19 protein-coding genes are annotated in these 20510 nt (G+C 37.9%); all 19 read left to right on the top strand.

What is annotated here, in order from left to right; translation table 11 throughout:
- A partial coding sequence (locus tag COX77_01875) for a hypothetical protein (GenBank protein ID PIZ99333.1) occupies positions 1-317 on the top strand: 317 nt, incomplete at its 5' end.
- A gap of 784 nt (positions 318-1101) precedes the next feature.
- A complete protein-coding gene (locus tag COX77_01870; protein ID PIZ99332.1) occupies positions 1102-1323 on the top strand; it encodes a hypothetical protein in 222 nt (73 codons plus the stop codon).
- Between the two features lie 229 nt (positions 1324-1552).
- A complete protein-coding gene (locus tag COX77_01865) occupies positions 1553-4441 on the top strand; it encodes an isoleucine--tRNA ligase (GenBank protein PIZ99331.1) in 2889 nt (962 codons plus the stop codon).
- A 4-nt stretch (positions 4442-4445) separates the two neighbouring features.
- Positions 4446-5114 (top strand): hypothetical protein, encoded by a 669-nt coding sequence (locus COX77_01860; GenBank protein ID PIZ99330.1) that lies wholly within the window; start codon positions 4446-4448, stop codon positions 5112-5114.
- Between the two features lie 4 nt (positions 5115-5118).
- Positions 5119-6909: a hypothetical protein gene (locus tag COX77_01855; protein PIZ99329.1), complete on the top strand. Its 1791-nt coding sequence runs from the start codon at positions 5119-5121 to the stop codon at positions 6907-6909.
- Entirely contained in the window at positions 6910-7467 is a 558-nt protein-coding gene (locus COX77_01850) for a hypothetical protein (GenBank protein ID PIZ99328.1), read from the top strand.
- Between the two features lies 1 nt (position 7468).
- Positions 7469-8623 (top strand): tRNA guanosine(34) transglycosylase Tgt, encoded by a 1155-nt coding sequence (locus COX77_01845; protein PIZ99327.1) that lies wholly within the window; start codon positions 7469-7471, stop codon positions 8621-8623.
- A gap of 2 nt (positions 8624-8625) precedes the next feature.
- Positions 8626-8904 carry a hypothetical protein gene (locus COX77_01840; protein ID PIZ99326.1) on the top strand — a complete coding sequence of 93 codons (279 nt, stop codon included), beginning with the start codon at positions 8626-8628 and terminating at the stop codon, positions 8902-8904.
- 22 nt (positions 8905-8926) lie between these two features.
- Positions 8927-9286 (top strand): hypothetical protein, encoded by a 360-nt coding sequence (locus tag COX77_01835; GenBank protein ID PIZ99325.1) that lies wholly within the window; start codon positions 8927-8929, stop codon positions 9284-9286.
- 4 nt (positions 9287-9290) lie between these two features.
- On the top strand, positions 9291-11903 hold the full coding sequence (locus tag COX77_01830) for a hypothetical protein (protein ID PIZ99324.1): 2613 nt from the start codon (positions 9291-9293) through the stop codon (positions 11901-11903).
- 75 nt (positions 11904-11978) lie between these two features.
- Entirely contained in the window at positions 11979-12452 is a 474-nt protein-coding gene (locus tag COX77_01825; protein PIZ99323.1) for a hypothetical protein, read from the top strand.
- 54 nt (positions 12453-12506) lie between these two features.
- Entirely contained in the window at positions 12507-13874 is a 1368-nt protein-coding gene (locus tag COX77_01820) for a glycine--tRNA ligase (protein ID PIZ99322.1), read from the top strand.
- 3 nt (positions 13875-13877) lie between these two features.
- Positions 13878-15155, top strand: coding sequence for a hypothetical protein (locus COX77_01815; GenBank protein PIZ99321.1), 1278 nt, complete (start codon positions 13878-13880; stop codon positions 15153-15155).
- Positions 15152-16222, top strand: coding sequence for a hypothetical protein (locus COX77_01810; protein PIZ99320.1), 1071 nt, complete (start codon positions 15152-15154; stop codon positions 16220-16222). The genes COX77_01815 and COX77_01810 overlap by 4 nt, the downstream gene beginning before the upstream one ends.
- Positions 16209-16901, top strand: coding sequence for a 16S rRNA (cytidine(1402)-2'-O)-methyltransferase (gene rsmI / locus COX77_01805; protein PIZ99319.1), 693 nt, complete (start codon positions 16209-16211; stop codon positions 16899-16901). The genes COX77_01810 and rsmI overlap by 14 nt, the downstream gene beginning before the upstream one ends.
- 1 nt (position 16902) lies before the next feature.
- Positions 16903-18384 carry a methionine--tRNA ligase gene (locus COX77_01800; protein ID PIZ99318.1) on the top strand — a complete coding sequence of 494 codons (1482 nt, stop codon included), beginning with the start codon at positions 16903-16905 and terminating at the stop codon, positions 18382-18384.
- Between the two features lie 11 nt (positions 18385-18395).
- Positions 18396-18911: a hypothetical protein gene (locus COX77_01795; protein PIZ99317.1), complete on the top strand. Its 516-nt coding sequence runs from the start codon at positions 18396-18398 to the stop codon at positions 18909-18911.
- A gap of 6 nt (positions 18912-18917) precedes the next feature.
- A complete protein-coding gene (locus COX77_01790; protein ID PIZ99316.1) occupies positions 18918-19715 on the top strand; it encodes a hydrolase TatD in 798 nt (265 codons plus the stop codon).
- 6 nt (positions 19716-19721) lie between these two features.
- The coding region (locus COX77_01785; GenBank protein ID PIZ99315.1) for a DNA recombination protein RmuC at positions 19722-20510 on the top strand (789 nt) is incomplete at its 3' end.

The following is a 20510-nucleotide window of genomic DNA, read 5'->3' as shown; positions in this document are numbered from 1 at the left end:
ATGGACAAGTTTATTTTGGTAAAGTTGTTAGCGAAGGCAGTAAAGAAGTTGTTTTGAAGGACATTTATTACTTACAGGTAGTACAAAGACCCTTACAGACAACCGAAACTGGTAACACCCAAGTAGCGCAGGATCAGCAACAGACTCAACAAGAGTTGTCCTTGGTCAAGTTAGGTAATGAATTGCATGGACCAGTTGATGAGATGACTATCAATGCCGCTCACATCTTATTTACTGAGAAGCTTAAGTCTGATTCAAAGGTTATTGATGCTATTAGTAGATACGTAGCAGAACAGAACGCAGCTGCAACAAAATAGTTGATTTTTACAGTAAAGTTTTAAACAGCTCCATACCATTACGGTACGGAGCTGTTTTTTTATCGTCGAACAATATAAAATCAATATCAGAGAGACGATAATCCGCCTTTGGCGGATACGGAGAACACTATAAAATCAATATCAGAGAGACGATAATCCGCCCCGTCAGACGGAGCGAATGAGCCACATCCCATTTGTCACACCCTTTCTTTAACCTGATTTCCTGATATCCCGGTATCCCGACCCCAGCGCTAGCTCAAACCCCGTCTTGTCACACTGGACCAGGATCCAGTGTCCAGCACATATTTTGTTAGCATTATGACTTAACGTAAAATAAAAACAATTTGGAGCTGGTTTCCAGCCTGCGCTGGAAAGACAATACTTTGTTTGTTAGCGCTAGCCCAATTCCAGTCTGTCATTGCGATCCACCGCGCCAAAGGCGGGTGGAGAAGCAATCCAGAGCCCGAGCATCAGGCTCAAATCCCGTATGTCTTACCGTACCACTACCTCTTTGTCACTTCGAACGAATACGCCACCCGCTGCGCCAAAGCGCTAGCGTGGTGGCGGGCAAACCACGTTTGTCATCCAATTAATCAGATTCCCCGATTTCCTGATATTCTGAGTTTATCATTAACCATAAAGTATAAAGTGGTACTTGCCACTTTACGGTTTGTAAAAAATAAGATATAATTATTTTGAAGGAGTAGGGTGTGGATATCTTACTTCCTTCAGCTGAAGAACTATATCTTAATTTATTTGTTTTAGCTTGGCCGAACTACCCCCTATGACGTATTTGAAAATTGGCGAATTAGCCAAGGAGGTCGGTTGTCTGCCATCAACCATACACTTCTATACCCAAGAAGGTCTTTTGCAGGAAGTCAAAAGAAGCCGTGGTGGTTACCGACTATATGATCCGGTAGAGGCGCCTAAGCGATTGCGTCAAATTTTTAATTTGCAAGAAAAAAAACGTTGGCGTATTGAAGAAATAAAAAAATTATTTAAATAGTTATGCAAAATTACGAGGGCGAAATTAAAAAAATTATTCGACCATTTCGCGGTACGACACCGTATTTGGTCAAGCCATCTAAGGTAGTTGGTTGGCCTCTAGCACAGCGGCCAAAAGAAAACAGCAAGGTACTGAGATTTATTCATAATTTACTATTTTAATCTCAGTCTTGGAAATATTGGTTTTTTTTGCTAAGATAGTAATACTGTCTTAGTTTAACTATATTTGTATGATGATAAATTTTCCCAAGAATGAAGAGGAAATATTAACTTGGTGGGAAAAAAATAGTATTTTCGCTCAAAGTATCAAGAAGTCAGCACCCGCTGGCAATTTTGTTTTTTTTGAAGGACCACCGACAGCCAATGGTAAACCAGGGATTCACCATGTTTTAGCTCGTGCCTTTAAGGACGTTTTACCCAGGTTTAAAACCATGAACGGTTTTCGGGTGGAGCGCAAAGCTGGTTGGGATACTCACGGATTACCAGTCGAGTTACAGGTGGAGAAGAAGCTGAAGATTTCGGGCAAGCCAGATATTGAGAAGTATGGTATTGCTAAGTTTAACCAAGAGTGTCGCCAGAGTGTTTGGGAATATCAAGAAGAGTGGGAGAAATTAACTAAACGCATTGCTTTCTGGTTAGACCTGGAACATCCCTATGTCACTTATGAAAATAATTATATTGAGTCATTGTGGTGGATTTTTCAGCAAATTCATCAGCAAGGACTGGTTTATTTGGGACACAAGGTAGTACCGCACTGTCCGCGTTGTGGTACCGCTTTGTCCAGTCACGAAGTGGCTCAAGGATACAAGTTGGTTAAAGAAAACTCTGTTTATTTAAACTTTAAATTGTTGACCGGTAATGCGTTGGTAAAGAGTGGCGATATTGTTTTGGCTTGGACGACAACTCCTTGGACCTTACCGGGTAATGTGGCTTTGGCGGTTGGTGAAAAAATTGAGTATGTAAAGATACTTTATCAAGAAAAAAACTATATTTTAGCTAAAGATCGTTTAAGCATCATTCCTGGCGAGTATCAAATATTAAATAGTTTCCTGGGCGCTGATTTAGTTGGTTTAACCTATCAGCCCTTATTTAATATTGCCGCCATTCAACAGTCTGGACAAAAGTCTTATTATATTACGGATGCTGATTTCGTGACCACCGCCGATGGTACTGGCGTGGTGCATACGGCCGTTATGTATGGTGATGATGATTATCAGTTGGGTGAAAAAATTGGTTTACCCAAAGTTCACACAGTAGGAGAGAATGGTTTATTTACTGATGATTTAGTCGCTTACGATTTAGCTGGTCGTTTTGTTAAAGATCCGGCAACGGAGAAGATAATTATTGATTATTTACAAAATAACGATCTACTTTGGCGACAGGAGGAGTATGAACACGACTATCCTTTTTGTTGGCGCTGTGATACGCCGCTACTATATTATGCTAAAGACTCGTGGTTTATTCGTATGTCTGACCCCGCGGTCAAAAGCAGATTATTAAAAAATGCCGCGACAATTAATTGGGTTCCTCAGCATATCAAAGAAGGTCGTTTTGGTGAATGGTTAACCGGCGTCAAAGATTGGGCCATATCGCGCGAACGTTATTGGGGTACGCCACTTCCGATTTGGATTTGTGACCAGTGTCAAGAACAAAAAGTAATTGGCAGCATCAAGGAACTTCAGGAATTTGCCAGTGAGCCGTTAGCCGACAATATTGATTTACATCGTCCAGCTATTGATCAAGTATTTTTACGATGCCCGCATTGTGCTAGCGGCAAAATGAGTCGCGTCAAAGAGGTAATGGACTGTTGGTTTGATTCTGGCGCTATGCCTTTTGCCCAACACCACTATCCCTTTGCCAATCAAGAATTAATCGATCAAAAAATACAATATCCAGCCAATTACATCAGTGAAGCCATCGACCAAACACGCGGTTGGTTTTATACATTATTAGCCATCAGTAGTTTATTGGATAAGGGCAGTAGTTATTTAAACGTTATTTGTTTGGGTCATATCAATGATAAGTTTGGTCGTAAAATGAGTAAGTCCAAAGGTAATATCATTGACCCCTGGCAAGTTATTGATCAGTTCGGTGTTGATGCTGTTCGTTTGCACCTTTATACTATTAACCAGCCAGGTGAAGGAAAGAATTATGACTTAAAAGATGTGCAGAGTGTTTTTCGGCAAAATCTGATGATCCTTTGGAATGTTTATGAATTTTACAGTTTATATGCCGCGAAAAGCAGTGTCATTAAAAGGCCAAAGCCAACCAATGTTTTGGATCAATGGATTTTGGCATGTTTGGATCAGTTGATCACTAATGTCACCACAGCACTAAATGAATATCATGTGTATGAGGCCGCTCGCGAAATACCTCTTTTGATTAATGATTTATCTACTTGGTATCTGCGACGCTCGCGTGATCGCTTTAAGAGTTCGGAATCAGCTGAGGCTCTGGCGACGCTGGAATTTGTTTTGTTGACGCTCAGTAAAGTAATGGCGCCGTTTACCCCTTTTATCGCCGAACATTTGTATCAACAGGTAAGTGGACTGGACTATAGTCAGGCCAACAATTCTGTCCACTTAGCCACGTGGCCTGAGCTGGTGCCTGTTGAGGAAACGGTAATAGCAGAAATGAGTCGCGTGCGGAAATTAGTGGAGCTGGGTTTAGCTGCTCGTGATCAAGCTGGTATTAAAGTTCGGCAACCGCTTAATGCTTTGTTGCTACCAGCAGATCAATACTTGTTACCAGCGGAATATCAATCAATTGTGCAAGACGAATTAAACGTTAAGAATATTATTTGGTCTGACCAGGTACAAGTAGTAACACTTGATGTGGAGATAACGCCAGCTTTGCGAAAAGAGGGTTATCAGAGAGAATTAATTCGTCAAATCAATAGCTTGCGTAAAAAAGCTGGTTTGACTATTGCTGATCAAGTTATTTTGTACTGGCAAACAACAGACAGTGATATGCAAGAGTTATTATCTGACGAGTTGGCTCGGTGGCGTCAGGCTGTATTGGTGTCGGAGGTGCAAGTCGGAGAAAATCAGTCTGGATTGGTGACCGCCGAAGTTATCATCGCCGATAAAAAGATTATTCTAACGCTAATCAAAAAATAAATTAATGTCTTATTGCCAGGAGCAAGTTATTATCCTGAACAAAAAAACAATTACCAATGGTGATCGTTGGTATTCGCTATTAAGTGCTCGTCTTGGTCGGATTAATGTTTTAGTAAAAGCGGCAGCTCGGACCAGCAGTAAATTAGCTGGCCATTTAGAGATTGGTCGTAAGTCTAAGGTATTATTAGTACAGGGTAGTCGATTTCAACGTTTAGCCGGTGCCCAATTATTATCGGCCTATCAGGAGCAAGATTGTGATTGGCAGCAGCTATATTGGCGCCGTAAGGGCTTGTTACTTGCTGAGCAATTGGTATTGACCGCCGAAGAGGGCAAAGAAATATTTGTCGTTCTTGATAGTTACCTGACATTATTGGGCGATCAAGAAAAAAGAAAAAATATTCCTATTTACTACTGTTTATTACAAGCGCATTTACTGACTTGGCTTGGTTGGTCCGCAACGACGGAAGAATTAGCACAAATTAATGATATTGAATGGCAAACATTATCAGCACAACAGCGAGTGATTTTATCCAAATTAACCAATTTATTTTTTCATCGGCAACTTTCTTGGTCGCTGAAGTTAGATTGGTTAAAGAAGATTGATTGCCCGGGTGCGTCATTTGCCACGTTGAACAAAATGGTGGATAATTATTATAGATATAATTTAGTATAAACGTATGAATAGCAGCCGAATTATTGATTTACGCCAACAACGACGAATAAAACCGCAACCAGCGATGCGTATTAACCGTCCTAATATTTCTTCGCAACCACAACAACACTCGCGGCGGAATCCTTTTTTTGTATTTCTTGGATTGTTTATTATTTTTGTAGCTTTGGCCGTATGGTTTGGTTTGGTTGACCAAGGCAGTGGTGAAAGTTCTTTGCAGCTGGCTTTTGCCGGTCAGACAGAAGTAACGGCTGGTGAAGAAATAATTTTTAAGATTAAGTATCGCAATTTAGATCGCGTAGCATTGCAAAATATGAAGATGACATTGATTTATCCTGAGGGTTTTTATTATGTTTCTTCTTCGGTCTTACCACAAAATGATGGTAAGAACTATTGGTCGTTGCCCGATTTAGCACCCGGTGAGTCAGCTTTTTTAGAAGTTAAGGGCCTAATAACTGGCAAACAAGACGAGACTAAAGAAATCAAAGTACGGACCGATTACCAGCCAGCTAATTTTTCCTCAGATTTTTCCGTCGAGGAGAAGATGTTAGTACATATTAAAAAGGTAGCTGTGGATTTGTGGTCTGATGCTCCTAGTGAGATTTTACCCGGTGGCGGTTTATTTATTAAATTGCATTTACTGAACAATCAGAAGGACGCTTTCCCCATTCGCGTCGTTATCCAAAAACCAGAACAGTATTTATTAAGTGATTCTGATCCCAAGCTTACTGGCGATCGTTGGGAGTTTAACGAGATAGTTCCGGGTCAAGAACAGTTAATATTACTCAATGGCGAGTTACCACCGACTGTGCCAACCAAGGAATTATTGATTAAGATCATAGCTTATAAAATAAATAATGGACAGGAAACGGTTTTAGATCAAGAGAATATTTTAATTAAAATTGTCCAGCCGCAAGTAGATGTCAATTTACAATATTTAGACAACGAGTCTTCAGGGATCGTAGCTTGGGGTCAAACAATTCCTTATCAGATTGTGATTACCAATAAATCAGATTATATTTTGCACGACGCCAAAGTAATATTGTCCCTCAGTTCTAAAATGATTAATTGGCAAGGGTGGCAGGATAGCCAGGGCATTGTGAAGGATGGCGATAAAATAATCTGGAGTAGTGATCATCCGCAGATTGGTCAACGGCTAAAGGAATTTAAGCAAAATGATAAGATAGTTATCAATTTAAATGTCCAACTACAAACAGCACCGATCGATGCTAATTCATTTACGACAGCGGATTTAACGGTTCAAGCAGTAGCGAAAATTGAACAGATGATTAATGGTGAAAATTTTGTGCAAACCAGTCAAGCTAGCCGTCTGATCATTAATCAAAACGGTGAGTTATCCCTGAAGGTTTTATATTTTGATGTTGCTGGTAAACCCCTCGGCAGTGGCCCCTTACCACCGCAAGTAAATAAGGAAACAACTTATCAAGTTGAGTGGTATTATTTTGCTGGTATGGCAGCCACACAGAACAATAGTTGGACAGCCAATCTGCCAGCCACAGTACAATTTGTCAGTGTTTTGGCAGGATTAGCGCCACTAGTTGATCAGCAGACCAGAAGAATAACCATTCCTTTAGGCAACTTGTCTGCGGAGCAGAAAGTTCAAGGTTCGTTCAAAATCACATTAAAGCCACTAGCAGAACAAGTTGATCAGATCGCACCGTTATTAACCAATATTAATTTGTCTATTAATCAGCAATGGGAAAAGAAATATGCTGATATGGATAGTTCTTTGCCATTAGACCTTGGTGCTAGTGGTAAGGGTCGGGTGGTGAAATAGATGTTATTAGATAATTTTAAATTATATTTACAGTTGCGTGATCGTAAGGATCAATGTTTTTGGCCACTGGTGCAGATAACGCCATCCTGGTTATCACCTAATTTAATCACCGGACTACGATTTTTTTTAACTTTCATTATTTGGTGGCTATGGTTTTTGTATACTGATCCGTATTTTGTCCAGCCAAAATGGTTTTGGCTAGCAACTATTATATTGATTGGTTTGGGATCATTTACTGATTTTTGGGATGGCGCTTTAGCCAGACTAAAAAATAAGATAACAATCTTTGGTGAATACTTTGACCCGTTGGTGGATAAATGGTTTTCTTTACCGGCTTTTTTTATTTTCGCGTATTGGTGGCCATATTTATCGGCTATTTATTGGATTGTTGATTTACGAGTTTTTCTCATGCTGTTGATTGTTATTAAAGCTTTATTCAGAAAAAATGAACGTTACAATTTTTTGTTACAACGATGTTATATCATATTTTCTTTTATCGCCTATTTAATCATTGTTATTAATTTAGGTTGGCAGTTGTTTACTCATTTTAATCTGTAGGATGAATAATTTTTTTAAATTACAATTTAAGTCGAAAAAAAGTAAAGCTCGCTGCGGGATCTTAAACACTGCCCACGGATGTTTAGCAACGCCTTTTTTTATGACTATTGCTACACGGGGAGTAGTAAAAAGCGTTACCACTGCAGATTTACAGCGCCTAAAAATTCCTATTATTTTGGCTAATACATACCATCTTTTTTTACGACCCAGTTTAAAGATATTGAAGCGCGCTGGTGGCTTACATCAATTTATGAATTGGTCTGGTCCGATTTTAACGGACTCGGGGGGATTTCAGATTTTTTCTTTAGACGGCGAAGTAAAGAGAAAAGGTATTAGTCAGCAAGAAATCAAAGTTGATCGTTTGTTGACTGATCAAGGAGTAGAATTTGTTTCTTATTTAGACGGTAGTAAACATTTTTTTTCACCAGCCGATGTTATTCGTGCACAGAAAATTATTGGTTCGGATTTAATGATGGTACTTGACGAATGTGTGGCTTACCCGGCCAGTTATGAGGTGGCTAAAAAAGCTGTTGATCGCACCTTGCTTTGGGCCGAGAAAAGTATCAAAAGTTATCAGGCTCAAAAAATTGTTCGTCAGAAATTATTTGGCATTGTTCAAGGATCAACATTTTCAGATTTACGTTTACTTTGCGCCCGAGAACTTGCCAAAATGAACTTTGCTGGTTTAGCCATTGGCGGTTTAGCAGTTGGCGAAAAGAATGAACAGATGTATCAGATTTTAGATGAGTTACAAGATGTTTTGCCAGTAGATAAACCACGCTACTTAATGGGCGTTGGTTATCCGGATAATATAGTCGCAGCAGTAAAAAGAGGAGTGGATATGTTTGATTGCGTGATTCCCACACGGGAGGCTCGCCACGCGCGTCTTTATATTCGTCTAAATCAGAGGGTATCAAAAATTAATAATTATTATCAAACTATCAATTTGAACAATGCCGCCTGGGCTTTAGATAAAAAGCCCATCAACAGCAAATCAGTAATTCCCGAATTATGTCAGTATTCTTTAAGTTACTTACATCACTTATTTAAAATTAATGATCCCTTAGCTTTACGTTTAGCAACTCTGCACAATATTGAGTTTTATTACAATTTGATGAATGATATTAGAGTCAGCATCAAAAAAGGAGATTTATAACGATGAACTACATTTTCTTAATTATGGGTTGCGTATTTTTATTACTTAGTTGGTTAATGCGTAGCCGTTTATTGGCTTTTGACACTTTTCCCAACGAGGAGCAAATAATGAAACAGGTAAAAAGACAACTTGATTATTATACCCAGTTAATATTTTGGTTGGGTTTGATTACTATTGCATTTTCGGTAGTTGTTTATTGGTGGCCGATACTTGTTTATTGGTGGCCATTATTTATTTTACTTTACTACTTGATTTATTATCTCTATCATTCAAAAAAATAATGATTAATGATATAATTGTCTTATGCTGAAACAAGCTGAGATTATTTATATTGGACGGGTTTTAATTTACGACTATGTAAAGAAATTTGTTTATTTCCCTTTTTGGTGGTACACACAAGGTTTGGTGAATACTTTACGCAGTGCCGCGCGGAGTTTAACAGCAGCGAACAATCGTTTATCAATTTCTATTTTATTGCGGTATTGGTTCAAACCAATGTATGGTCAATATGATACGGCTGGTAAGCTGATCAGTTTTTTTATGCGCACAGTACAATTATTATGGCATTTATTATTGATGTTAATTTGGTTGTTATTGTTGGTAGCTACTACAATTTTTTATTTATTATTACCCCTTGGTATAATTTACCAAATTATTTTTTAGTTCCATGTCGAATAAAACTATTCAATTAGAGGGTCGGACGCTAGCTTGGAAAAAAAGTTTTTCGCGAGTATCGGTTTTAGCTGATCAAATTTCCCAAATAATAAACAGTATCATTCAGGGGTTACTGATCGTGTTAAGCCTGGCTGGTCTGATATCTTTAGCGCTTAATATATATCAGTTTTATAGTACCGGTCAGGACTATTTATTAGCTCAGAATTGGAATTTTAATTTATTAAATATTTTTTGGTGGTCATTATTAGGAGACCTTTTTTTATATTATTGGTGGCAACTAGAAAAAGGTGAACGACAGAGAGTATTGGTGAAGGGTAAGGTGTCACCCGTGAAAAAAAAGAAAGAAATAGATATTAGTCGTTCATTTTCCCAGGCGACGATTAAGGTTTTAGCTAATTCTTTTTATACTGCCCTACGCGATGGCGGTAGCGCTATTCAACCGATTCATATTTTTGTTTCTTTACTAAAAGATGAGGAGATTAATGTTATCTTGATCCGTCTTGGTGTTGCCGCTAAAAAAATTAGAGAAACAATTTATCAGGTGATCAAAACCGATGGCATCGTGACAGTTGGTGGCTTAATGAATTTAGATGAATTGGCTAATGATGTTGTTTTGCAAGCTTACATGTTGGCTTATGAACGACGGCAAACTAAAGTAGAGGTACCAGAGTTATTAGCAGCGACATTGCAGTATGCGCCGGTGGTAAAAGACATTCTTCTGGATTATGGTATTAATCAGGAAAAGATTGATAATGTTATTAGTTGGATCAGAATTCAGAGATCATTGAAAGAACGTTACGAACGTTTTCGTTATAAAGCAGGATTTAAACCCAAGGGATCTATGGATCGCGCAATGACAGCTATCGCCACACCAACGTTAGATTTATTTTCTGATGATTTTACTACTCTGGCGAAGAGTGGATATTTTGGTTTATGTGTTGCTCGCGAAAGAGAAATAGAGACCATCTACCATATTATTGAAAGCGGTGGTTCGCCTCTTTTAGTTGGTGATTCTGGCGTGGGAGTTGATACTGTGATTGAGGGCATAGCCAACGCTCTAGTTGCCGAAGAAGTACCGCTTATTTTGCAAGATAAAAGATTTATCTCTTTACACGTTTCTAAACTAGTAGCAGGAACGACTTATGACGGAGAATTAGAAGAAAGGGTAATGCGCATTTCTCAAGAAATATTAAGAGCTGGTAATATTGTTTTATATATTAATAACATTCATAATTTAGTTGGTGTCTCTACTGCTGGTCGAGGCAATGTCGATTTAGCTGATGTTTTTACCGAGTCTTTGATCAAAAGAGGCGTTTTATTATTTACTTCCACCAATCCGCGGGATTATGCTAAGTATGTGGAAAATAGTGCCTTAGCAGGGGTGTTAACAAAAGTAGATATTAAAGAGCCAGAGGAAAATCAAGCCATTCAGATGTTAGCCGCTAATGTTAGTAGTGTGGAAAGCAATAACCAAGTATTTTTTAGCTATGAGGCTTTAGAGCAAGCAGTAAAATTATCCAAACGTTATTTGCCTGATCAGAAATTACCCCGTAAAGCTATGGAAATTATGAATGAAGTAGGGGTTCGAGTGCGTAATAAGAGGGGTAGTCGACAGTTAATAACAGCTAATGACGTAGCAGAGTTGGTGTCGGAAAAGTCTTCAATACCAGTAACCCAAGTGTCTGTTGATGAATCAGAGAAATTATTAAATTTAGAAAAAATTATTCATGAACGGATGGTTAATCAGGAAGAAGCGGTGAGTGCTGTTTCTTCCGCTTTGCGCCGGGCGCGGGCTGAACTACGAGATGCAAAAAAACCAATTGCTAGTTTTTTATTTCTAGGACCAACCGGTGTTGGCAAAACTGAATTGGCGAGAACTGTAGCTGCCGTTTATTTTAATAATGAAAGTAATATGATTCGTTTGGATATGTCGGAGTATCAAGAAAAAAGTAGTATTGGGAGAATGTTAGGTGCGCCGGGTAGTGATCAGGGTGGCTTTTTAACCAACGCCGTGCGTCAAAAACCCTATGCGATATTACTTTTGGATGAAATCGAAAAAGCGAGTCCAGAAATATTAGATATTTTTTTACAAGTGATGGATGACGGTCGTTTAACTGATGTCACTGGTCGCACTGTTGATTTTACCAATCTAATTATCATTGCCACTTCCAACGCCGGTACTAATTATATTCAGGATCAAGTAACGGCCGGCGTTCCTTTAGAGCAAATCAAAAACGCTTTGTTAGAAAAGGAATTACGTCCATATTATCGACCAGAATTTCTTAATCGCTTTGATAATATTATTGTTTTCAAACCATTAACACAGGAACACATTGAACAGATAGCTACTTTGTTATTAAAAAAAGAACAACAACGTTTGGCGGAAAAAGGTATTTATTTAGAGCCTACCAAAGAGGCAATATTAGAATTGGCACATTTGGGTTTTGATCCGAAGTTTGGTGCCCGACCACTGAAACGTGTTATTCAGGAACGGGTACAAAATGCTTTGGCTAATTTTTTATTAACCGGCCAGATTGACCGTCGAGATAAGGTTATTTTTGAAGCCGGTGGGCAGATTAGGATTGAAAAAGCCGTAAGATATTAATTGATTTGCCAACCCCGCGGGTTGGTGCTAAATTAGAGTAATAACAGGGTTATTAAATAATAATCTTGTTTTTTTATGACTAAGGTTAGGATTTTTCAACCAGATAGTTACTATCATATTTTTAATCGTTCTCTTAATAAAAAAATCATATTTCATCAGGAAAAGGACTATGATCGTTTTTGTATCAAGGTAGCTAACTACCAAAAAAAGTATAAAATTCGCATTATTGCCTATTGTTTTTTACCCAATCATTATCATTTCTTGATTTTGACCCCTGGGGTCGGAAACTGCAAAATTAGTAAGTTTATTTCCGATTTATCCAACTCCTACGCTAGATATTATAATATCACCCGCCAAAGGAATGGCTATGTTTGGCAGGGCAGATTCAAAAGTAAGAGAATACGATCAGAACAATACTTATGGACTGCAATTCATTACATTAATACCAATCCAATTAAGCACAAAATAGTGAGTTCTATGCGTGATTGGCCTTATTCATCGCACCAACCCGCGGGGTCAATAAAATTTGCCAAAAAACCAATATTTTAGTAAAATATAATAAATAATACTAAATTAATCTATTTTATGAACAGCAGTAATTCAATGGAAAAAGTTGTTGCCTTGGCTAAACGCAGGGGCTTTATTTTCCCCTCTTCTGAAATATATGGTGGCTTATCAGCGGCTTATGATTATGGTCCTTTGGGGATAGAACTTAAAAATAATATTAAAAAAGCTTGGTGGAAAAAATTTGTTCAGCAAAGACCAGATATGTTCGGTTTGGATGCCGCTATTATTATGCACCCTAAGGTTTGGGAAGCATCTGGGCATATTGCCAATTTTTCCGATCCCTTAGTAGATTGTAAAAAATGCCGTCGTCGTTTTCGGGCTGATCATTTATTAGCACCTAGCGCCTTGTCACCGCAATATGACAAAGAAAAGAGGATTGATTTGGTTGATTTACGCTGTCCTGATTGCGGTGGTGAGTTAACTGACCAACGTCAATTCAATTTGATGTTTAAGACTTTCATGGGACCAGTGACGGAAGAGGCTTCTGCTGTTTATTTGCGACCAGAAACGGCTGGTGGTATTTTCACCAATTTTAAAAGCATTACTGAAACTATGCGCGCCCGTTTACCATTTGGTATCGCTCAAATTGGTAAAGCGTTTCGCAATGAGATTACGACGGAGAATTTTATTTTTCGTACTAGAGAATTTGAGCAAATGGAAATTGAATATTTTGTCCATGAAAGTGAATGGCATAAATACTTTTCCGAGTGGCAGATACAAATGCGTGAGTGGTGTCAATTATTAGGTATTAGGAAAGAAAATTTGATTGAGCACGAAATACCCGATGGTGAAAGAGCGTTTTATTCCAAGCGGACCATTGATTTTGAGTATCAATATCCTTTTGGTCAAAAAGAGTTGTATGGACTGGCTTATCGCACTGATTATGACCTCCATCAACAGCAGAAATATTCTGGTCAAGATTTGACTTATACGGATCCTATTACCAAAGAAAAATTTTTACCGCACGTTATTGAGCCATCATTAGGAGTCGACCGATCTTTCCTGGCCTGTTTATTAGAAGCCTATACAGAAATAGATGGTGGGCGTTCCACTACGACAGAAGCAATTAAAGACATGGAAGTAGTTCTCAAATTACCTTATGTTTTAGCACCAATCAAAATTGCCATTTTACCACTTTCCAAAAAGGAAAAATTAATTAATATTGCTCGCGAAATTCAGAGTAATTTAAATAAGAATTATTTTGTACAGTATGATGAAACCGGCTCCATCGGCAAAAGATATCGTCGCCAAGACGAAATCGGTACACCATATTGTTTGACGATTGACTTTGAAACGGTTGAGGATATGGCAGTAACGGTGCGTGATCGTGACTCCATGCAGCAAGAAAGAATTGCTATTAGTGAGCTATCAGAATATTTTGCTTGTAAGTTAAAAGATAATTAAATTATGCAAAAGATAGTCAAATTAAAAAATGGCGCCCAAGCTATTATTGCGGAACGTCCAGCAGTTAAATCAGTAGCCTTATTAGTCATGTTTCGGGTGGGTTCCCGTTATGAATCCCAAGAGCTCAATGGCATTTCTCACTTCCTGGAGCATCTTTTTTTTAAGGGTACGAAAAAGCGTCCCAATACTTTTATTTTAACTCAAGAACTAGATAAGATTGGTGCTAATTACAATGCTTTTACCAGTAAAGATTTTACAGGTTATTATATTAAAGTAGCGCAAGAGCAAGTACATACGGCTTTTGATATTTTAGCTGATATGTTAACCAATTCCTTGTTTGCCGCCGAAGAGATTAAACGCGAACGAGGTGTGATTATTGAAGAGATTAGAATGTATCGTGACAATCCCATTATGTATATTGATGATCTGATTGAACAATCAGTATATCAGGGACACAGCTTGGCTAATGACATTGCCGGACCAGAAAAAAATATTCGGCAAATGACGCGAAAGAAAATAATTAATTATCAACGCCAATATTATCATGGTAGCAATACGATTTTCGGTGTAGTTGGTCATATCAAAAAAGAGCAAGCTGTAAAAATGTTAAATCAATATTTTTCTGGACTGCGTCGCAATAAAAAGATCACCGTTAATAGCCCCTGGCAAACCACCCAAAAACAACCACGTTTGTTAGTTGATTATAAAAAAACCAAGCAATCACAACTATCATTAGCATGGCCTAGTTTTAGCAGAAAGCACCCAGATTATTTAGCCAGTGTTTTATTAGCTTTGATTTTGGGCGGTAATATGAGTTCTCGACTTTTTATTAATATTCGCGAACGTCATGGTCTATGCTATAGCATTAATAGCAGTGTTGCTGATCATCAAGACAATGGTTATTTTGAAATCCGCGCTGGTTTAAATCAAGATAAAATAGAGTTAGCGTATCAATTAATTATTCAGGAATTAAAAAAAATAAAAACTGAATCAATACCAATAGCGGAAATTAATAAAGCAAAAACTTATTGGCAAGGCAAACTAGCCCTGCAATGGGAGGATTCACTAGATTATTTGCATTGGTTAATGAAACAATATTTAGATTTGGGTCAGACGATGGAGTTTTCCGATCTCAAGAAAAAAATTAATAGCATAACCGCAGCTGACATTCAGCGGGTGGCTAATTATATCTTTCAACAGCAACGACTGAATTTAGCAGTGATTGGACCATATCGTACCAAAAAATATTTTAATAATCTAATTAATAAAGCAAGATTATGAAAAATCCCAAGACGGTCGTTGATATTTCGACCAACACTTTTATCAAGGTCGTTATTTTTCTTTTAGTTTTGGCATTCTTATACATGGTCCGGGAGGCTATTGTTTTAATCTTCATTGCTTTAGTAATGGGTTCGGCGCTTGATCCTTTTGTTGACTGGATGCAGAAACATAAGATCCCCAGAGGAGTGGGTTTGATTTTTTTGTACATTATTTTATTTGCCATTCTCAGCTCCTCAGTTATTTTGATTATTCCACCAATTACCACGGAGTTAAAATTAATTGCCAATGATTTCCCTCATTATTATTCCAAGGTGGTCGAGGGCTTTAATTATTTAACTACCAATCGTTCACAGATTGATGTGGCGGATCAGATGCAAGGCAGCATCGGTGCGTTAACTAGTAACTTGAGTCAAACAGCTAGTGGTATATTTTCTACTGTTATTGATATCTTTGGTGGACTCTTTTCCTTTGTTCTGGTACTAGTTATTACTTTTTATTTTACTGTTGAGGAAGATGCCATTAAGCGTTTTGTTAAGTCTGTTAGTCCCGTAGACAATCAGCCATATTTAATGAATTTGATCAACCGCATTCAAACGCGTTTAGGGTATTGGTTGCGGGGTCAATTGATATTATGTTTAGTAATTTTTTCTCTAACTTTTATTGGCCTGACCAGTTTGGGTGTTGATTACGCACTAGTACTAGCCATGATTGCTGGGTTAACAGAGGTCATACCATATCTCGGGCCAATTATCGGTGCCACGCCAGCGGTATTTTTAGCCCTTGCTCAGTCGCCACTCAAAGCCTTAATTGTGGTTTTGATGTTCGTGATCATTCAACAGATCGAAGCACATATCATCGTTCCTAAGGTTATGAGTAAATCTGTTGGTATTAATCCTTTAATCGTAATTATTGTGATGTTAGTTGGCGGCAAACTAGGCGGTATCCCGGGTATTATTTTAGCTGTTCCCGTGGCTTCTGGTATCTCTGTATTTTTAGAAGATGTCTTCTCTCATCGCGAGGGTACACCATTAATTGAAGAAACAGAAAAGAAAGATGCCTCAGGGTAAACTCTATATTATTGGTACACCGATCGGCAATCTAGGCGATTTGACAGCGCGAGCTAAAGAAATAATTAGTACTGTTGATTTATTATTATGTGAAGATACGAGGCATACTAGCAAATTATTGCAACATTTACAGATTAGTAAAAAATTAGTAAGCTGGCATCAGCATAGTAAGATTCAAAAATTGGAACAAATAAAACAATATGTCGTCGCTGGTTTACAACTAGGATTAGTCACGGACGCTGGTACGCCGGGCATCGCCGACCCCGGAGGTTATTTGGTTCAGGAATTAGTTAAAATTGGCTGTGAGATTGAACCAATTCCTGGCGTGAGCGCTTTAACGACCGCTTTGAGTATTTCCGGATTACCAACTGATCAGTTTATCTTTCTTGGCTTTTTACCTCATAAAAAAGGACGGCAAACAATGATTAAAGAAGTTGTCGCTAGTAAATATTTGGTTGTCATTTACGAGTCTGTTTATCGAGTACAGAAGCTACTGACGGAATTAGCTGTTGCGGGTTTAGCGGAAAATAGGAGAGTAGTGTTATGTAAAGAATTAACAAAAATGTTTGGCCAAGTAATTCGCGGTAGTTTGTCACAAGTTCAACAACAATTAACTAAAGAAATAATTAAAGGCGAATGGGTTGTGATTATTGAAGGATCGCACTCCGCCAACAAATAATATGGCTAATAAAAAATTTTATATCACCACACCAATTTATTATGTTAATGACGAACCACATATCGGTCATGCTTATACGACGATAGTGGCCGATGTTTTGTCACGCTATCATCGGTGGCAAGGCGACGCCGTTTTTTTCTTAACCGGTACCGACGAACACGGTGCTAAGGTAGCGGAGATGGCGGTGAAGAACAACATGACCCCCAAAGAATTTTGTGATCAAAACAGCGCTCGTTTTCGGGCGGCTTGGCAAATACTTAATATTACTAATGATTATTTTATTCGCACTACCGATCCTTTACACGAGCGGGCAGTGGTTAATATTTTTCAACAATTGTATGATGGTGGTTATCTGGAGGAACGAGAGTACCAGGGAAATTATTGTGTCGGTTGTGAAAAATTTTTAAATGATCGCGATTTGATTAATGGGCAATGCCCCGATCATAAGCGCGTACCAGAAGTGATTATCGAAAAGAATTGGTTTTTTAAGTTGGAACAATTTTTGCCAAAAATAGGGGAGTTAATTAAAGACGATCAGATTAAAATCCGACCAGAGAGTAGAAAAAACGAGGTACTGGGTTTAATCAAAGATGGCGTGTTAACAGATTTTTCTGTTTCCCGGCAAAAGAGTAAAGTAGCTTGGGGCGTGGAATTGCCTTTTGATCAAAATCAAGTTTCTTATGTTTGGGTTGATGCCTTGTCTAACTATATTACGGCTATTGGTTATCCGTTTCAAATGGACGATTTTAAGAAGTGGTGGCCTTGCGAAGTGCATTTGATGGCACAAGATATTCTCAAGTTCCATGCTGTTTATTGGCCGGCCATTTTATTAGCTTTGGGTCTTGATGTACCGCAGTCCGAATTTATTCATGGCTTTTTTACGATCAATGGTGAGAAGATGAGCAAGACTATTGGTAATGTGATTAAACCTCAGGAGCTTGTTGATCGTTTCGGTGCTGATGCTGCTCGTTATTTATTACTATCCCAATTTCCCTTTGGTCAGGAAGCAGATATTCGCGAAAATTTATTTGCTGAAAGATATAATTCCGATTTGGCTAATGGTTTGGGTAATGCCGTAGCGCGAATAACCAACTTGATTGAAAAAAATAAAATCAATATTGATTGGCAAGTTAAAATAGTTACCGGTGAACAGCAACTTATCTTTTCCGAATCTTGTCAGCAGTGGGAAGAGGAGCGTCGGATGGAATTTGCTCAGTACCGCTTTGATTTGGTGTTGGCTGCTATCAATCAGCGCTTGAAAAATAATATTGATACATTTTTAAGTGATAAGAAACCCTGGCAGATGGCAATGGGACCGGAGTTAGTTGAAGTTTTAAGTATTACTGCTTGCGAATTAAAATTAATAACCACTTGGCTACAACCGTTTATGCCACAAGTCACCCAACAAATTCTGGATCTTTTAACCGCCAAACAAATTGTTAAAGCACCAATTTTGTTTCCACGTTTAGAGCTAAATAATTAATTGTTAATAATATGCCCATTATTGACCTGCTGATTCTTATTATCATCGCCTCATTTATTTATTTTGGTTTTAAATCAGGTTTGATTTCGTCGTTAGGACGCGTCATTGGTGTTTTTGTTGGCGCTTTTATTGCTGGTCAATATTATTTAGAAATTGCTCCCTGGTTTGCGCAAATATCTTTTGCTAGTGAAACTCTACAACAAGTTATTGCTTTTATTGTACTATTTGCCTTATCTTCCCAGGTAGTTGGTTTGGTGTTTTATATGATTGATAAGATTTATGATGCTATTGCGATTATTCCCGGATTGAAAGCGATCAATCATTTAGCCGGAGCGGTTTTGGGATTTTTTGAAGGCGTTCTCGTTATTTCTGTCGTGATGTATATTTTTTATTTATTACCATTTTCCGAGGCTCTGGATACCTATATTTTAGAATCACAATTTATTCACTACTTTATTGCTATTTCTCAGGTCATCAGTCCTTTCATTCCCGATTCATTACAAGCACTAAGGCAGTTCATTTTTTAAATATTTATGCTTATTGACTCTCATGCCCATCTGGACTTTGAGGCTTATGCCAGTGATCGATCAGTAGTGATTGATCGTTGTTTGGCTCTCGGGATGAAGGTAATTAATGTTGGCTCCGAGTTAGCAACTAGTAAGTTAGCAGTGACTTTGGCTGAGCAGTATGATTCTTTTTATGCTTGTATTGGCTTGCATCCAATTCATGTTTTTGACGAAGAATTTATCAGCGCTGATTATCAGGAGTTAATCAAACAGCACAAAAGAATTGTTGCTATTGGCGAAACAGGTTGTGATTATTTTTATCTAAAAGAAAAAAGTAAAACTATTGAGGAGATTAAAATTAAACAAAAAGAGGTTTTTGTTCAGCATATTAAATTAGCACAAAGTAATAATTTGCCACTAATGTTGCATGGTCGTAATGGTCAGGATCAGCCCCAAGCATATCAGGATATCATTAATACTTTGCGCGAGTATGATTGTCACGTTGGTTTGATTCACTGTTTCGGTGGTAATCAAGATGAAGCCCAACAATTTTTAGAGCAAGGCTTTCATCTTGGTTTTACGGGCATTGTTACTTTTACCAAGAAAGCAGAGCAACTGCAGTATTTAGCCAAAACCATACCCTTGGATAAAATGATTATTGAAACAGACAGTCCTTATTTAACCCCTGAACCTTATCGCGGTGAGCGCAATGAGCCGATCAGGGTTGCTGAGGTGGCACGAAAGGTTGCCTCTTTGCGGGGGATGGGATATGATGAATTAGTGGAGCAAGTAGCTCATAATTCCTTCAAATTATTTAAATTATAATCACCTATGACTTTAGAATTTTTTGTTTTATTGGTTATTATCATTGCTGGTTTTGCTTTATTATTCTGGCGACTATTGAAAAATAAAACTGATCAAAGTCAAGATCAGTCTTTATTAATGCTCCAAAATCAAATTAATGAAATTGGTAAGAGTATTGATTTAAAATTAGGCGAATCGAATCGCGCCATGCAAAGTCAATTTGGCGAAACCGTAAAGATTGTCGAGAATGTAACGGAAAAATTAGTACGCTTAGATGAGACTAATAAGCAAGTCATTAATTTTACTGACCAATTACAACAGTTGCAAGATATTCTCAAAAATCCAAAGCAGCGCGGTATTTTGGGTGAGTACTACTTAGAAACAGTTTTGAAAAATGTGTTACCACCGCAAAGCTATCAACAACAGTACAAATTAGGGAAGGGTGATGATGGTAGTGACTTGATCGTGGACGCAGTTATTTTTGTAAAAGATAAAATTATACCAGTTGATTCCAAATTTTCTTTAGATAATTATAATAAAATAGCGGTAGAAAGAGATGAGACTGAAAGACTCAGGTTAGAAAAATTATTTAAGCAAGATTTAAAAAATAGAATCGATGAGACTAGTAAATATATTAGACCAGATTTGCATACCATGGACTTTGCCTTTATGTTTATACCAGCGGAAGCTATCTATTATGATTTACTGGTTAATCAAGTCGGTACCGTCAAAGTTAACACTCGTGATCTGATAGAATATGCCTTCAAAGAAAAGCACGTTATTATTGTTTCACCCACATCCTTTCACGCCTATTTG

Source organism: Candidatus Komeilibacteria bacterium CG_4_10_14_0_2_um_filter_37_10, assembly GCA_002793075.1.
GTDB lineage: Bacteria > Patescibacteriota > Patescibacteriia > UBA1558 > UBA1558 > UM-FILTER-37-10.
Note: the sequence above shows the minus strand (reverse complement) of the source record. Positions and strands in the feature narration are given on the sequence as shown.

Coding starts and splice junctions, on each gene's coding strand:
- COX77_01870 (PIZ99332.1), top strand. CDS start 1,102: ATGACGTATTTGAAAATTGGCGAATTAGCCAAGGAGGTCGGTTGTCTG.
- COX77_01865 (PIZ99331.1), top strand. CDS start 1,553: ATGATGATAAATTTTCCCAAGAATGAAGAGGAAATATTAACTTGGTGG.
- COX77_01860 (PIZ99330.1), top strand. CDS start 4,446: ATGTCTTATTGCCAGGAGCAAGTTATTATCCTGAACAAAAAAACAATT.
- COX77_01855 (PIZ99329.1), top strand. CDS start 5,119: ATGAATAGCAGCCGAATTATTGATTTACGCCAACAACGACGAATAAAA.
- COX77_01850 (PIZ99328.1), top strand. CDS start 6,910: ATGTTATTAGATAATTTTAAATTATATTTACAGTTGCGTGATCGTAAG.
- COX77_01845 (PIZ99327.1), top strand. CDS start 7,469: ATGAATAATTTTTTTAAATTACAATTTAAGTCGAAAAAAAGTAAAGCT.
- COX77_01840 (PIZ99326.1), top strand. CDS start 8,626: ATGAACTACATTTTCTTAATTATGGGTTGCGTATTTTTATTACTTAGT.
- COX77_01835 (PIZ99325.1), top strand. CDS start 8,927: ATGCTGAAACAAGCTGAGATTATTTATATTGGACGGGTTTTAATTTAC.
- COX77_01830 (PIZ99324.1), top strand. CDS start 9,291: ATGTCGAATAAAACTATTCAATTAGAGGGTCGGACGCTAGCTTGGAAA.
- COX77_01825 (PIZ99323.1), top strand. CDS start 11,979: ATGACTAAGGTTAGGATTTTTCAACCAGATAGTTACTATCATATTTTT.
- COX77_01820 (PIZ99322.1), top strand. CDS start 12,507: ATGGAAAAAGTTGTTGCCTTGGCTAAACGCAGGGGCTTTATTTTCCCC.
- COX77_01815 (PIZ99321.1), top strand. CDS start 13,878: ATGCAAAAGATAGTCAAATTAAAAAATGGCGCCCAAGCTATTATTGCG.
- COX77_01810 (PIZ99320.1), top strand. CDS start 15,152: ATGAAAAATCCCAAGACGGTCGTTGATATTTCGACCAACACTTTTATC.
- rsmI (PIZ99319.1), top strand. CDS start 16,209: ATGCCTCAGGGTAAACTCTATATTATTGGTACACCGATCGGCAATCTA.
- COX77_01800 (PIZ99318.1), top strand. CDS start 16,903: ATGGCTAATAAAAAATTTTATATCACCACACCAATTTATTATGTTAAT.
- COX77_01795 (PIZ99317.1), top strand. CDS start 18,396: ATGCCCATTATTGACCTGCTGATTCTTATTATCATCGCCTCATTTATT.
- COX77_01790 (PIZ99316.1), top strand. CDS start 18,918: ATGCTTATTGACTCTCATGCCCATCTGGACTTTGAGGCTTATGCCAGT.